The following is a 15,491-nucleotide window of genomic DNA, read 5'->3' as shown; positions in this document are numbered from 1 at the left end:
GTTGGTCCAAAGGTGCATTCACGGTTATTTCTGTTTTGCCTTGCACAACTTCATCTGTCCAGAAATTCACCCAATTACCTTCTGGTAAGTACATGTTTCTGCTTATAGCGCCTTTTTCTGATATTGGACATACCAAAATGTGATCACCAAAAAGGAATTCTTCTTCTCTATTTAATGTCTCCAAATCATGTTGGTACGCAATAGATAACGATCTGAGCATCGGGTTGCCAAACTCTGCGTACTGCCAATAGGTGGTATATAAATAAGGCATCAATTCATATCGCAACTCAATAAATCTTCGCACAATGTTTAAATACTTGTCTTCAAACTGCCAGGGCTCTTTATCACCATGGTCTCCTGAAGAATGTGTTCTAAAGAAAGGGTGAAAAGTAGCAAGCTGAATCCAGCGCGTATATAATTCGCCATCTGGCGAGCCAATAAAACCACCTACATCTGAACCAGCAAAGGAAACACCGGATGTTGCCAACCGCTGACATTGAACATTGGCAATTTTCAAATGCTCCCAGGTTGCCATATTATCACCTGTCCACACAGAGCTAAACCGTTGAATACCGGCAAAGGCTGATCTGCTTATGGTAAAACTTCTTTCATTACCATTGTATTGCTCCAGTCCTTCAAACGTGGCCCGTGCCATCTGCATACCATACACATTGTGTCCTTTACGGTGGCTGCACGGATGTCCTTCGTAATTATGCCTGACGTCCCTGGGGAATGTTCCTTCCTCAAATACAGCAGGTTCATTCATATCATTCCAAACACCGGCTACACCGTCATTTACTAATCCACTAAACAAACCTGACCACCATATTCGCGCTTCCGGGTTGGTGAAATCAGGAAAGTGACATGGCCCTGGCCAAACACTGCCTTTAAAGCGGGCACCGTCCATACGCTTGCAAAAATAATCATGATATACACCTTGCTGGTAAACAGGATAATAAGGGTCAATTTTTATGCCCGGATCTATAATTACAATAGTTTTAAAGCCATCATTCCTTAAATCAGAAATCATCTTTTTAGGGTTGGGAAACCGCTTCTCGTCCCATGTAAAACAGCGGTAACCATCCATGTAGTCAATGTCTAAATGAATTACATCGCATGGGATTTTCTTAGACCTAAAATTATTTGCTAATTCCCGTACAGTACTTTCAGGATAATAGCTCCATTTGCTTTGATGATAACCAAGTGCCCACTTCGGAGGCATAGGTGCAAATCCGGTAAGCTCTGTGTAATCTTTTACCACATCAATGAGATTAGGACCATAAATAAAGTAATACCTCATTTCGCCCCCTTGTGCCCAAAAGCTTAAAGCTTCTTTTCTTTCTTTTCCAAAGTCAAAAAACGTTCTGAAAGAGTTATCAAGAAATATCCCATAACCCAAACCGTCTTTCAAGCCAGTGAAAAATGGTATGTTTTTGTATACCGGATCAGTTTCATTGCCATACCCATAGCAGTCTGAGCCCCATAATTCCCTTCTTGTTCCGTTCAGGTTTAATTTACCAGTCTTGTCCCCAAGGCCATAATATTTGTAATCGGGTGATGATTTTATGGTGGTAATAACTACATCGCCACCAAACTTCTTTTCTTCTTTCCAGTGATAGCCTTTTTCATCTTCCATAATAACCTCGTCTTGATCATTACAGATTTTTATGGTGAAATTCTTTTTGTAGATATAGCATTTAAGAATAGCGGTTCTAATCAAAATGTACTCTTTTTGATCTTTGAAACGGTATCTTGTATCGCCCAAGCTATATTCCGGGTCTACGGCATAAGAAAAGTCATCTTCAAAATAACCATCGTTAGAATACCTAAATTTTAAAATAGATTGATCTATGATGCTTAGCTGAAGAACGGAATGTTGTGCATATATTTTTAACGACTGTTTTTTTAATTTCCAGCTGATAAGTTCACCTGGATAAAACTCCTGTTCTTGGGTTTCTTTAAACTTCTCAATGTAATTCCCTTCAAAGTCTTTCTCTGCTGTTGTTGTTTCTTTCTTCTGTTCTTCCATCTGTACACTATTGATAATGTATTGTTAATCTCAATACGTATTCAAATTAATACACTAATTGTATTTATACACAAAGAGTGAAATTAATTATAATAATGGTTTAAAAGGGTATTTATAACTAAATGTGATATATTTTGAGTTAATATTTACAAACGAAGATAAATTGAATTAATTTATTGGTTCGTTTAAAAGCAATCAGGTATTATATGTCTAAAGAAGCTACATTAAAAACAGAAGAACATTTATTGGCAGAAATAGCTTGGGAGGTTTGTAATCAGGTAGGTGGTATATATACCGTTATTCGTTCGAAGGTGCCAACAATGGTAAAAAAGTGGGGTGAAAACTATGTACTCATCGGACCATATGCACGGAAGGAAGCCAATACAGATTTTGAGGAAAGTGAATTTGAGCATCCAATATTAAAAGAAGCTATTGACAATTGCCGTGCAAAAGGCCTTGATATACGCAGTGGTTTTTGGCTTGTATCAGGCAGGCCAAAGACATTGCTATTTAATCATCACTCGGCTTTTAACGAACTCGGAAATATTAAATATTACTATTGGCAAAACCATTCCATCGATTTCAAAAATTATGACCCCTTATTAGATGAGGTACTGGCCTTTGGGTATATGGTACATATCTTTCTTTCAGAATTAGCAAGAGTGGCATTAAGGCATAATGTAAAACCACTGGCACATTTTCATGAGTGGATGGCCGCCTCTGCATTGCCGAATCTTAGAAGGGATCAAGTGCCTCTACAAACGGTATTCACTACACATGCAACTTTGCTTGGTAGATATTTGGCAATGAATGACCCTCAATTTTACGATCACCTGCCTTTTGTGGACTGGAATAAAGAGGCGCAGTACTTTAATATAGAAGCAAATGTGAAGTTAGAAAGGGCGTGTGTTCATGGTGCGCATGTATTTACTACCGTGAGTGAAGTAACCGGCAAGGAATGTTTGCATTTATTAGGCCGCAGCCCCGATATGATCCTGCCAAATGGGTTGAATATTGAGCGTTTTTCTGTGCTACATGAAGTACAAAATTTGCATCATGAGTATAAACAGCTTCTTGAGCAATTTATTATGGGGCACTTTTTTCAGAGTTACTCATTTGATTTAAGCAAGACATTGTACTTTTTCACGTCAGGTAGGTTTGAGTATTTAAATAAAGGTTATGATCTAACACTAGAGGCACTAGCCAGGCTTAATCATCGACTTAAAGAAGCGAATTCTCCATTTACTGTCGTTATGTTTTTTGTAACAAAGCAGCCGGTACATTCTATGAACCCGGATGTATTAAATGCCCGGGCAATGTTGGATAAAATTCATGACAATAGTGAAGCCATTGTAGAGCAGATAAAGCAGCGACTAATCAGACAAGCGGCATCGAGCAAGGGTGATAATAAGCTTCCTAATTTGAATGATATGGTAGATGATTACTGGAAGCTAAGGCATCGCAGAACAATTCAATCGTGGAAAACAGATCAATTACCACCCGTTATAACACATAATTTGGTAGACGATGAAAACGATGAAATATTAAAGTTTTTACGAACGTCTAACCTGGTAAATAATGTAGATGATAAAGTAAAGATTGTTTATCATCCTGACTTTATATCGTCTACAAACCCACTTTTTGGGATGGAATACAATGATTTCGTAAGAGCGTGCCATTTGGGTGTTTTCCCAAGTTATTATGAACCGTGGGGCTATACTCCTTTAGAATGTCTGGCAAGGGGTGTGGCGGCAGTAACTTCTGATTTATCCGGATTTGGTGATTATATGAAAAATGTAGAAATAGGGGATGAGCAGCATGGGATATTTATTGCGAAAAGGGCCAATAAAAGTTTTGATGAATCGGCAGAAGATTTATGCAACATTATGATGAAGTTCATTCAGAATACCAGCCGGGCACGAATTGATATGCGCAACAAATCGGAAGATTTATCGGAATGCTTTGACTGGAAGAATTTATACAATGCATACGAGAAGAGCTATATCAAAGCCACAGTAACTTTGTTTTAAAATATAGATACAAATAAAATGAACGTAGACTTTCAGAAAGAGCTTGAGCGACTAGGAAAATCAGTAGAAAGAGTAGAGGAGCAACTGAAGCGATTCAAAAATGGATTTCCTTATTTAGCGATTAAAAAACCAGCTACGGTAGATAATGGCATCATCAAATTGTCGGGGTCAGAGTTGGGCCACTATATGTCAATTTATGAGAAAAAGGCCGCTGATCATGATATTCTCAAATTTGTACCTGCCAGTGGTGCTGCCAGCCGTATGTTTAAACGATTGTTTGAGTTTTTAACGGAAGATGAATCAGAAGTAGAAGAATCTGGTTTTTTGACTAAGTTTTTTAATGGTATTGAAAACTTCGCTTTCTATAATTCATTGAATAAAAAACTCGAAGCTCAAGGTACTTCAATTGCAGAGGCCAAAAAAAATAAGAAGTACCATCAAATCGTAAAGGCACTTTTAGACGAAGATGGATTGGGCTATGGGCAATTACCAAAGGGACTCTTAGAATTTCATAGGTATGGTAATGATGCTAAAACCCCAACGGCAGAACACTTTACTGAAGGTGAGAAATATGCGAAAGGAAAGGATGGAAAAGTGAGGCTTCATTTTACTGTTTCACCAGAGCATCAGTCTGCATTTGATAAAGAAGTGAGTGCGCTTAAAAAGAAGTTTTCTGATTTTGAAGTAGCTTTCTCGCAGCAAAATCCAGATACTGATACCATTGCAGTAACTCCTGATAATGAACCTTTTAGGGAGGAGGACGGCAGCCTTTTGTTTAGGCCTGCCGGACATGGTGCATTGATTGAAAACCTGAATAAAATTGATGCAGATATTGTTTTTATCAAAAACATCGACAATGTGGTACCTGACAGATTAAAAGAGAAGACCATTCTCTATAAAAAAGCATTGGGTGGGCTATTGACTGATGTTCAGGAGAAGTTGTTTGAAAATCTCAAGCAATTAGATGATGACCCTTCTGAAACTGAACTAGCGGAAATTGAAAAGTTTGCGAAAGAAGTACTTAATCTAAGTTTTAAAAATGGTTATGAGAATTTAACAGTGATAGATAAACGCAGCTACCTCAAAGCATTATTAAACAGACCTTTGCGTATTTGTGGGATGGTACCAAACACCGGAGAACCGGGTGGAGGGCCGTTTTGGATTGAAGAAAAAGATGGTTCAAAAACATTGCAAATTGTAGAAACATCTCAGTTTAATCCAGAAGACAAGAAAGCAGCTAAAGCCTTGCAATCAGCAACACACTTTAACCCTGTTGATCTGATCTGTGCTTTCAAAGATTACAAAGGGCAGAAATTTGATTTACGCAAGTATGTGGATTCGGATACTGGCTTTATTACTGAGAAATCTAAAAATGGAAAAGATCTGAAGGCCTTGGAAATGCCAGGTTTATGGAATGGTGCCATGTCCAACTGGATAACACTATTTGTTGAAGTACCTATTGAAACTTTCAACCCAGTAAAAACAGTAAACGACTTGCTAAGAGAACAGCATCAGGGATAATTGGATGCACTTAAATCTCAAACTTCCCAACGGCTTTTTCGCATCCTTCCCAGTTGATCTTGATTGTTTCTGGGCTGTTAATATGTTCTTCAGGAGTAAGTAGTTCCGGAAACCCTTGCCAGCCCTGGCCAGAAGGACCATAAAAGTCACCAGACTTTGCATTAGGATCCATTGCAGCTCTGATGATGCCTGTAGCCCCATCTTCTGCTGTTTGTGCCTGGTTCATCAAGTCTGAATTTTTTTCCATACCACCATCCTTGGCCGTAGTTACTTGAAGATTGGTGCGTGCTAACCCAGGGTGAGCAAGCAATGGAAGTACATTGGTAATGCCCGCTGCTTCTAATTTTTCTTTTAAACCATAAGTAAATGCACAATTGGCGAGTTTCGTTTGTCGGTAACGCTCCCATCTGGGACCTTTAAAATTCATATTATCTTCTTCAGTACCATCTCCACCTAAATTACCACCGTTTTTACCGAAATACACAGGCTCAAGTAAAACACCCATTCGGGCCATTGAGGTATGATTTACAATTCTACCTTGCTTACTTTTCTTAATTAATGAAAACAACTCTTTGGTTAAGAGAAAATGCGATAAAACATTGGTCTGCATCTGTACATCATATCCATCTTTGGTAGCCTCATCTTTTAATGCCATTACTCCGGCATTGTTCACTAAAACATCAACAACGTCATACTTGGACTTTATGTCACTTGCAGCTTTTTTAACACTATCAAAACTTTGCAGGTCACAGGCTATGGCTTCGAATTTGCCATTAGGTACTTCTTGCTGTAGTTGTTTTAATGATTTTGCCGATCGGTCACTTTCACGATTGAGGAGAATAACTGAAGCTCCTTTTTTTGCAACTTCTCTGGCGCACACATAGCCCGTACCACTCGTAGTACCTGTTATCGCTACTACTTTATTGGTCATATCTTGGGAGTGATTTTTAATAATATCACCCAGATGAACTGTGTCTTTTTGATAACTCATAATCTATTTTATTAGTGAATGTTCTATACACTACTAAATTTAATCAATTACGAGTAATGAAGTGTGCAATTAGGCTGCTACCTCTGCTCTTTTTGATTTTCTGTAAAGAAACGTATGAAAGATATTTCGCTTCGCGAAGCGCAAAGGTTTATCAGCATTTACGAATTTAATGTAAAGGTTTTTAGTTACTCCGAAATATTCATAAACACTTCCGTCCTGGAAAGTGACTTCCAACAGAAGGCCTTTGTGTTTGAAATCAGCTATGCCTGATTCATTAATTGTTGCTGTATATTCTTCCAAATTCGCGGCTTTGGTTTCTGGAGCGATACTCACTAAAAAGTGGTAACCATTAGTTATCTGTTGACTTTTTATGTTGGCCTCTTCTGCTAACGGGTTGCCATCTTGAAACTTATCAGGATGCCATTCTTTTACCAGATTTCTATAGGTTGTTTTTAGCTCCTTCAAATCTATGGTTCCTGATACATTAAAAAGTTTTTTGTATTCGTTGATACGTTTCATGGCTGTGCTTTCAAAATAAGTTGCAATGCTAACCCTAATTATTGGGATAATAAGATATTCCTCGAAATTGGAAACACTAAGATTGGCAGATGCGAATGGATTCCTTAATTTAATACATTAACCCAACTGGCTATGCAATACTACGATCCTAAAACCCTTTCCTTTTTGTTAACCAATGTGCATCATTTGGAAGAACTGCTAAAGGCAGAACGTTATGCCAACTATGATAAGCAATCAATAGACATGCTTTTGGAGGCGATAAAAGATTTTAGTGATACAGCGTTGTTTCCCTACATTAAGGAAATGGACGAAAAGCCTTCTGTTTTTAAGGACGGTCGCGTTGTTGTGCACGAACAGTTTGGCCCCATTCTGAAGAAAGCTGGTGAAATGGGATTGATTGGAGCATTTATGGACGAAAAAGACAATGGAATGCAATTGCCTGTTATGATCTTTAATGCACTCTATTTTATAATGGAGGCGGCAAACAATCATGTACCTGGGTATATGGGACTAACGGCAGGCGCTGCTAATCTGATTGTTACGTTTGGTTCTGAAGAAATAAAGAAGAAATACGTGCCCAAGATGCTCGAAATGCAGTGGGGCGGAACCATGTGCTTAACGGAGCCACAGGCAGGCAGCTCGCTATCCGACATTACTTCCTCAGCGAAGAATTTAGGAGATGGATCGTATTCGATTAAAGGACAAAAGATATTTATTTCGGCAAGCGATCATCAGTTTGCAGATAATTTTATCCATCTGGTATTAGCCAGAATAGAGGGAGCACCGGCAGGCACCAAAGGTGTTTCGCTGTTTGTTGTTCCTCAATACCGAGTAAATGATGACGGCAGCCTGGGTGATTACAATCATGTAGATGTAGTAGGGGAGTTTGAGAAACTTGGACAAAGAGGGTACTGTACCAATCACCTCGCATTTGGCGATAGTGGCGAAAGTATCGGCTATTTGGTAGGTGAGGAGAATAAGGGATTAACCTACATGTTTCAATTAATGAATGAAGCCCGAATAGCTACTGGCAGGATGGGTGCAGGTATTGCTTCTGCGGCTTACTACGCATCTCTACAATATGCGAAAGAACGGCCCCAAGGCAGAAAACTACAGAGCACTGGTAAAAAAGACCCTAATGAAGAACAGACGCTAATCATCAATCATCCGGATGTGAAACGAATGCTTTTACATCAGAAAGCTATTGTGGAAGGTAGCTTAAGTTTGATATTACAATGCGCTTATTATTTGGATAAACAACTGACAGTAGAAGGTGAGGAGAAGAATAAATACCATTTGTTAGCTGAAATTTTAACTCCTGTAGCAAAAACATATCCTTCAGAAGCAGGTAAAGAAGCCGTGGATACCGGATTGCAAGTGCTAGGAGGTTATGGGTTTATGATGGACTTTATACTGCAGCAGTATTACCGTGATATACGCATTATCTCCATTTATGAGGGCACTACGGGCATACAATCATTGGACTTGCTGGGCAGAAAAGTGACGATGATGGAAGGCGCAGCCATGAAGTTGCTGGCAAAAGAAATTGAAGAGGCAATTGTAGCTGCCATGGCCAAAGAAGAGCTAAAGACATACGCCAATAAGTTGGGCGAAAGTGCTAAAATGATAGAAGTGTGCATGACGCATCTAATGCCCTACGCCATGCAGGGAAACCACGAACGCTACTTGGCCGATGCTACCATTTTTATGGATTTATTTGGCACAGTGGTTATAGGCTGGCAATGGCTGAAAATGGGTTTGGCTGTTATGGATGAAGATGCTGCCTTTAAAGAAAGCAAGCTCCACACACTGGACTACTTCTATAAGTATGAGATGTCTCGCTGCCGAGGATTACAGAAAACCATCTGCCATCCTTCGGAGGTAAATGTAAAAGTAGGGGTGGAGGTTTTTTGACGCCTGTGTAGAAAACGTATGCCACACGAGGCTATAAAAAATTAAACGTAGCATTTTCTGCTAATTTTCTCAACGCACTCAAGTCAAAAAAGCGTAACACTTGCCGATTCCTGCTGTGTTCTGGTTGGTTGTCAAGCTATGGAATGCAAGCAGAAAATGCATTGCTAGTCGCACCAATCTAAGCTACAAGGTGATTTAGCATATGTTTTCTACACCATGTTGTGAGGTGTTTTATTATTCAAGCAGTTGGTAAATGTAGATTGCCCCCTACTGCTCTCAATACTTTAAGAATAGTATCGAATTGAGGTTTTGAGCCTTTTGATAAAGCTTTGTACAAGCTGGGCCTACTAAGGCCTGTTTCTTCTGCAATTTTTGACATTCCACGAGCTTTAGCCACATGTCCAAGGGCAGTTTTGATGTCTTCAGCATCACCTTCTTCTAGTACCGTGTTCAAATACTCAGCAACCATGAGGTCATCTTCTAAGTATTCTGCGATATCAAATTTTGTAACATTAGTTGCCATTTCTATCTTCTTTAAAGTTGTTCCATAATTCCTTGGCTTTTATTATGTCCTTCTGTTGCGATGATTTAGTTCCACCGTTAAGAAGGAGCACGACTTTGCCATTATATTCCTTCAAATAGACACGGTATCCTTTGGCGTAATGAATTCGGAGTTCACTAATTCCTTGTCCAACAGGTTCACAATCTCCAAAGTTTCCATGTTCTTGTATTCTCTGAATTCGAAAGAGAATTTTGGTCTTGGCTCGATGATCTTTAAGTTTTCTGAGCCATTTATCAAATTCTTCTGTTTTTTCAATAGAATACATACGACAAATGTATTCACTTGGATACATATAAACAATAAATTACAAGAATTTTTAGCTGCGATAATGCCTCACAACGACCATGTAACAGGAACAAAAGGTGCTGTTACACAAAAAGGTGCTGTTATATTTTATTAGTGAAAGATAAAACTAAAGTAATCAATTTAATAATTGTCATTTACCCATTAAAAACCAAATAAAAACTAGTTCCTTTTCCCACCTCAGATTTTACCCTGATGTTCCCATTATGTAGGTGCATAATTTGCTTGGATAAGCTCAAACCTATGCCCGAACCATCTTTTTTGGTGGAAAAGAATGGAACAAAAATTTCACTAATCTCTTTATCAGGAATACCAGCTCCATTATCAGTAATCTCAATAGTCTTTTTGTTATTCTCAACGTACCCCTTAACTACAATTTTTGGGTCTTTTGTATTCTGCAAAGCATAAGTGGCGTTTTTTACCATATTAATAAGAACCTGTTCAATTAACGCGCTATCTAACATTAGCTCATCCATGCCATCAACCGAATACTCAAAGCCAATTTTGTCCTTTTTCAGTTGTGCCTGCAGTAAACTGCTAATTGAATCCAAAAACTGCTGCATATTCACCTTTTCTAGTTTAGGCTTAGCTACTTTGGTGAGTCTGCGGTAATCATCAATAAAAGTGAGCATACCGTTCGATCTGCGTTGTATGGTCTTCAATGAAAACAACAAGTCTTCAATCGTTTCATCATCCAGCTCAGTTACTTTTTTGGCTTTACCATCTGCTTCAATGACCGACTGCATGGTTTCTGTAAGCGAAGAAATAGGGGTGGCAGAGTTCATGATTTCATGCGTAAGAATCTTAATGAGTTTATGCCAGGCCTCAATTTCTTTTTGTTCAATTTCGCCATGGATATCCTGAAAAGTGATGAGCTTATATTGTGTATCCAGCATTTTGATCAACACTACATCCACCGAAAGTGTATGGCTTTGACCCTGGATGGATATTTCAATCAAACGCCTGCCAGACTCGTTCATTTCATTAATTTTAGCTGTAAACGAGCGACTTTTTTCTTCTAATATTCTCCAGTTTTTAATGCCTTTCACACCTAGTATCCGTTCAGCCGATTTGTTCATTAAGGCAATATTCTGGTTGTTCTCCAATGAGATAATTCCGATGTTCATGTTATTTACCACCAACCTCAGGTACTCAAACTGAGCCTGCTTCTCAATTTTGGCTTCTTCGTATGATTGTATGATATCATCAAAGGCATCGTGCAGCTCTTCAAAAGATCTGCCAATTTTCGACCTTCTGAAGTTGATAGAGAAATCGTTGTGCCTAATAGAAAGGATGAATTTCGCCAACTCCCGGTTGGTATAGTTCACAAACCTAATGAGCTCGTATACCTGCAAGACCAATAAAATAAAAAGTATAATTTGATTAAAGAAGAGCCGGTCATCTCCAAAAATGTAGGCTAGTAGCAATACAGTGACCAGAATAAAACTTACTCTGATTATAACCTTGAAGTTGAACCGTTTAAATAATGACATTGCGTGAAGATACACAATGCAGTAATTTTAAGAATGGATTGATGATAAACAGATATTAGGAACTGATTTAGTGCGATGGTATAGTAAACGAAAAATTACTGCCTTTACCCACTTCACTTTCTATCTGCATATTTCCACCAAGTTTATTTACAAAATCTTTACAAATGCCTATGCCCAATCCAAACCCCTTTTCTCCGTTAGTACCTTCGGTGGTATGAATGCATTTAACATTTAATATTTTTTCGATTGTATCAGGGTCAATTCCACACCCTTCATCTATCACCGAAAATTTGGTAATACAATCCTTTTGAGCGGACTTTATAAAAATTTTAGATCCTTCTGTTGAGAATTTTATGGCATTTGATACCAAATTTCTAAGAATAGTCTTGAATACATGTCCGTCAGTATTTAACACCAATGGTTTAGGTATTTGGTTTTCAATTATTAGACCTTTTTCATCAGCCTGACCTTGCAGGTGGCAGATCACTCTATCCGCGGCCTCTTTCATATTAATCTCCCCCTGCTCTAACTCAATTACATTAAACTGATTTCTTGACCAGAGTAACAAATCCTGTAACAGGCTGAACGAATCCTGGGACTGTTTTTGAATTTTTTTTAGAAAGGTAAAGAGCTCTTCTTTGGAGAGATTGTTAAAATCTGATAATACAATACTCAAAAGCCCTTGTAAAGAATTAAAAGGCCCCCTCAGGTCGTGCGATATTACTGACAATAATTTATCCTTTTGTCTGTTTATTTCGTCCAGTTCTTTATTAAGAATTTGTAGGGCAAATTCATTTTCTTTTTTTTCTGTTATATCACGAGAAACAGTTTGAAGTTTTATTACACGATTACCTGCATCTGTAATAGGCATAGTGTTGGTATCAAACCAAATGTATTCACCATTCTTTTTTCTAATTCTATATTCGGTCGAGATTATTTTTTTTCCTGCTATTGCCTGACGATGTGATTCATTTTCAATCCTGCTGATGTCTTCCGGATGAAATAGTAAGTAAGGATTTGTGCCGAGTAATTCTTCCTGGGTATAGCCTAATAAATTCTCTACAGAAGGACTGAGGTAAGTGTATGTTCCATCTGGTTCATGCAGACCTACAAGGTCAATCATGTTCTCAGCCATCATTTCAAAATATACTTGCGATATATTCTTTTCAGTAACCATGCAAGTGGAATTGATAAAATGAACTTAAGTATTTTGACTGATAATCAGAAGCTTAGCTGGTTAATAATGCCTTATCTATTATTTAAGCCATGATCTATATTAAATGAATTATAAAATATAGGTTAGTGCTAATTCAATTCGTGTACTTAATTGTAAGTAAAGAATAATTATTATTAACCACTAGCACCCTAAAACTCCCTTTTTTCTTGTTGTGACGAAATAGCTTTGCGGCATGACGAAGATAATATACCTCCTGTGCTTTGTGCTTATGCCATTTGTTGGGTATCCAAACGACAGTAAAATTGAAGAAGCTATTGCAACAGATAACCTAGAATCCTACATAAAACTCATTAATCAAAAACCTGATATATTGCAGCTTACATTAGCTGTAGAACATCACTCCATTAAAATATGCGATTACATTTTAGTACAGGATTCTGATTTAGTAAACCAGCATAACGAGCAGGGCGCCACACCACTAACAGTGGCAGTTGGTAAGAAAGATATAGAATTAATCACCAAGTTGCTGGAATCTGGGGCTGACGCTAATCTGGCACAAACTCAGGGATTAAAGGCAACATCACTTATGCTTGCTTCAGCGAATAATGATATAAAGGCCATGGATTTGCTTATTACACATGGAGCAGCTGTGAATCAGGTTGATGTGAATAACGATCATGCCATTAATTGGGCAACATATTACGGTCATTTACAAGCAATGCAACTGTTGCTAGATCGTGGTGCTGATATCGAATTAAAGAGTAAACACGGCAATGCCATTGATGTTTGCTACCGTTTATGGCACGCAGATTCTGTGGCCAATGTATTCCGACAGAATATAAAGAAGAGCGATCTAAGTAAAACGCAAAAGCAATTATTTGAATCGGTACGTTCAGGAGATTTTAGTGCATTTGAGCGTTTGATGAAGAAGGAATCTAACCCAAATTTAAAAGATGAGTTAGGAACACCATTATTGCATCATGCTGCTGAGAGAGGAGATGTCGAAAGTGTTAAATTGTTGATTAATCAGGGAGTTGATGTCAATGAATTTAACAGGGCAGGGCAGACGGCATTAGCTTATGCATGTAGGTTTGGAAGGAAAGAAGTAGTTAATATTCTATTGACGGCCAATGCAAATGTTAATGTGGCTGGCGAGCACTATAGATTAACGCCAATTATAGGTGCTGCAATACACGGAGATATTGACGTGGCTCAATTATTAATAGATAATGGAGTTGCCTTAAACACGAAAGACTCCGTCAATCAGGCTGCTGCTTTGCATTGGGCTATGTTTTATGGAAATACAGAATTAGCCACATTTCTCATTAATTCAGGAGTGGATTACAAATCAGATATTTTGGCAGGCCGATATACTGGTGAATCACTGGCTAAAGCGTATAGGTATAATGATATAATTGAAGCCATAGAAGCAAAAGAGAGGAGTCAAAATCCATTATTTGGCAGCTGGATTATGAATGAGATTGGATATCAGCAACCGGACACAACGGCATTCTATACGATGGAATATCCGGGAAGACTAATTATATCAGATAACAGGTATTCCATAATGTACAATCCATACGCTCAGAATAGAAAACCCTCAAAAGATGTTTCCAAACTAACCGATGAAGAAATGATCTATTGCTTTAAAACATTGGCGTTTAACAGCGGCACATATACAATTAAAGACTCAGTGCTAACAACTACCGCAGATATGGCAAAAGTATCTGGTTTTGAGGGTGGGATTCAATATTACAGTTTTGCAAAATTACCAGAAGGACAAATTAAAATGACCATGTATGATGAGACCTATCCTGACGGTAAGAAACCTGAATGGTATGGTAAATTAAAAATTGTCTTTATATTGGAAAAAGAATGAAACCATCGGCTTGACTGAACTAAGATACATCCTGCTATTATATGCTTTTGCTTCTTTTTTTATTGCAGGAGGAATCTTCTTCAAGCAGAATAACCTTTCTAATAAAACTATCTCACTTTTTATTTTATTACTAGGGGTCGAGATTTTTGAATTCTTGTTTTCCACTAGTAATGCCATGCAGTATTACCCTCAATTTGTAGGAATATACTTCTTTCCAGCGGGCTATTTATATGGCCCTCTGATTTGGATTCATTTTCTTGCTGTTTCTGGCAAGGAGGTTAAACCAATACAACTCCTACATTTTATTCCATTCTTGGTGGTCTTGTTTCTTATGAGGGATATTCTTCTTATGGATGGCCTGACCAGGATTGAATACCTCAGTAGCAATTTTTATACCTTAACCATGAATATGAATTATGCGAGGGCAGGTCATTTATTGATTTATGGTATCGCATTATTGGTATTTCTATACAAAAACAGGTTGTATCTCAATGCAAGGGAAAAGTTATATGAGATATCGTTATGTACCATCTATTTTTTGAGTGCAGTCCTAATTAATGTCCTCACCGAGTTTGCTAGTGGCTGGAGAGATTTTATTTATTATTATTTTACTATTTATACACTTGTTTTATTAATCGCTTACCTGCTGTATACCAACCCATCCTTTCTTAAAAATATTACACGTAAATATTTAAGCAGTGCAATAGCTGAAGAAGATATGAGTCGTATTCAGGGTAAAATAAGAGAGGTTTTTAAAAAGGATTTTCTTTTTTTAAAAGGTGATTTAAGTCTGGCTAATGTGGCGGAGATGATTGACGAAAAATCGCATCATATTTCTCAGACATTATCTGTAAAGTTAGATCGAAATTTTAATGACTACGTAAATTATGAGCGTATAGAATACGCAAAAAAGTTGCTTCATAATCCTGAATTTGAACATTTTAAAATTGAAGCAATTGCCATTGAGTCAGGCTTTAATAATAAAGTCACGTTCAACAAAGCCTTTCAGAAGTTTACAGGAGTCACACCATCGAATTATAAGTCCCTTAAAGGGTGATGACCAAGTAATCTGT

Annotated in this window: 12 protein-coding genes; 5 read left to right on the top strand and 7 right to left on the bottom strand. The window is 37.9% G+C overall.

What is annotated here, in order from left to right; all coding sequences use genetic code 11:
* Positions 1-2,029, bottom strand: a 2,029-nt coding sequence (locus RLO81_RS07095; protein WP_350109260.1) for a glycoside hydrolase family 31 protein, incomplete at its 3' end; no start/stop codon positions are given.
* A 206-nt stretch (positions 2,030-2,235) separates the two neighbouring features.
* Here RLO81_RS07095 and RLO81_RS07090 point away from each other — a divergent pair.
* Both RLO81_RS07090 and RLO81_RS07085 read left to right on the top strand, forming a co-directional pair.
* Complete coding sequence (locus tag RLO81_RS07090) at positions 2,236-4,059, top strand: glycosyltransferase (RefSeq protein ID WP_350109257.1); 1,824 nt, start codon at positions 2,236-2,238, stop codon at positions 4,057-4,059.
* An 18-nt stretch (positions 4,060-4,077) separates the two neighbouring features.
* Positions 4,078-5,580: a DUF4301 family protein gene (locus RLO81_RS07085; RefSeq protein WP_350109255.1), complete on the top strand. Its 1,503-nt coding sequence runs from the start codon at positions 4,078-4,080 to the stop codon at positions 5,578-5,580.
* Positions 5,581-5,590: 10 nt separating this feature from the next.
* Here RLO81_RS07085 and RLO81_RS07080 read toward each other — a convergent pair whose 3' ends face one another.
* Entirely contained in the window at positions 5,591-6,571 is a 981-nt protein-coding gene (locus RLO81_RS07080; RefSeq protein ID WP_350109252.1) for an SDR family NAD(P)-dependent oxidoreductase, read from the bottom strand.
* A 69-nt stretch (positions 6,572-6,640) separates the two neighbouring features.
* On the bottom strand, positions 6,641-7,090 hold the full coding sequence (locus tag RLO81_RS07075) for a KTSC domain-containing protein (protein WP_350109249.1): 450 nt from the start codon (positions 7,088-7,090) through the stop codon (positions 6,641-6,643).
* A 132-nt stretch (positions 7,091-7,222) separates the two neighbouring features.
* Here RLO81_RS07075 and RLO81_RS07070 point away from each other — a divergent pair, with 132 nt between their 5' ends.
* The gene (locus RLO81_RS07070; protein WP_350109246.1) at positions 7,223-9,004 is read left to right on the top strand and encodes an acyl-CoA dehydrogenase family protein; all 1,782 of its coding nucleotides are present in this window, start codon (positions 7,223-7,225) and stop codon (positions 9,002-9,004) included.
* 238 nt (positions 9,005-9,242) lie between these two features.
* On the opposite strand, the gene RLO81_RS07065 is transcribed toward RLO81_RS07070, so the two are convergent.
* The 4 genes from RLO81_RS07065 to RLO81_RS07050 all read right to left on the bottom strand — a co-directional run bounded on the left by RLO81_RS07065 (position 9,243) and on the right by RLO81_RS07050 (position 12,539).
* Positions 9,243-9,527 (bottom strand): addiction module antidote protein, encoded by a 285-nt coding sequence (locus tag RLO81_RS07065; RefSeq protein WP_350109243.1) that lies wholly within the window; start codon positions 9,525-9,527, stop codon positions 9,243-9,245.
* Positions 9,517-9,831 carry a type II toxin-antitoxin system RelE/ParE family toxin gene (locus RLO81_RS07060; protein WP_350109240.1) on the bottom strand — a complete coding sequence of 105 codons (315 nt, stop codon included), beginning with the start codon at positions 9,829-9,831 and terminating at the stop codon, positions 9,517-9,519. The genes RLO81_RS07065 and RLO81_RS07060 overlap by 11 nt, the downstream gene beginning before the upstream one ends.
* Positions 9,832-10,006: 175 nt before the next feature.
* The gene (locus tag RLO81_RS07055; protein ID WP_350109237.1) at positions 10,007-11,362 is read right to left on the bottom strand and encodes a sensor histidine kinase; all 1,356 of its coding nucleotides are present in this window, start codon (positions 11,360-11,362) and stop codon (positions 10,007-10,009) included.
* 67 nt (positions 11,363-11,429) lie between these two features.
* Positions 11,430-12,539 (bottom strand): PAS domain-containing sensor histidine kinase, encoded by a 1,110-nt coding sequence (locus RLO81_RS07050; RefSeq protein WP_350109234.1) that lies wholly within the window; start codon positions 12,537-12,539, stop codon positions 11,430-11,432.
* 232 nt (positions 12,540-12,771) lie between these two features.
* Between RLO81_RS07050 and RLO81_RS07045 the strand changes: the two genes are divergently transcribed.
* Together RLO81_RS07045 and RLO81_RS07040 are read left to right on the top strand one after the other, a co-directional pair.
* Positions 12,772-14,418, top strand: a complete 1,647-nt coding sequence (locus tag RLO81_RS07045; RefSeq protein ID WP_350109231.1) for an ankyrin repeat domain-containing protein — start codon at positions 12,772-12,774, stop codon at positions 14,416-14,418.
* On the top strand, positions 14,393-15,475 hold the full coding sequence (locus RLO81_RS07040; RefSeq protein ID WP_350109228.1) for a helix-turn-helix domain-containing protein: 1,083 nt from the start codon (positions 14,393-14,395) through the stop codon (positions 15,473-15,475). The genes RLO81_RS07045 and RLO81_RS07040 overlap by 26 nt, the downstream gene beginning before the upstream one ends.
* Positions 15,476-15,491 lie beyond the last annotated feature (16 nt).

It is taken from the genome of Fulvivirga sp. (assembly GCF_040220315.1).
Classification (GTDB): Bacteria; Bacteroidota; Bacteroidia; order Cytophagales; family Cyclobacteriaceae; genus Fulvivirga.
Note: the sequence above shows the minus strand (reverse complement) of the source record. Positions and strands in the feature narration are given on the sequence as shown.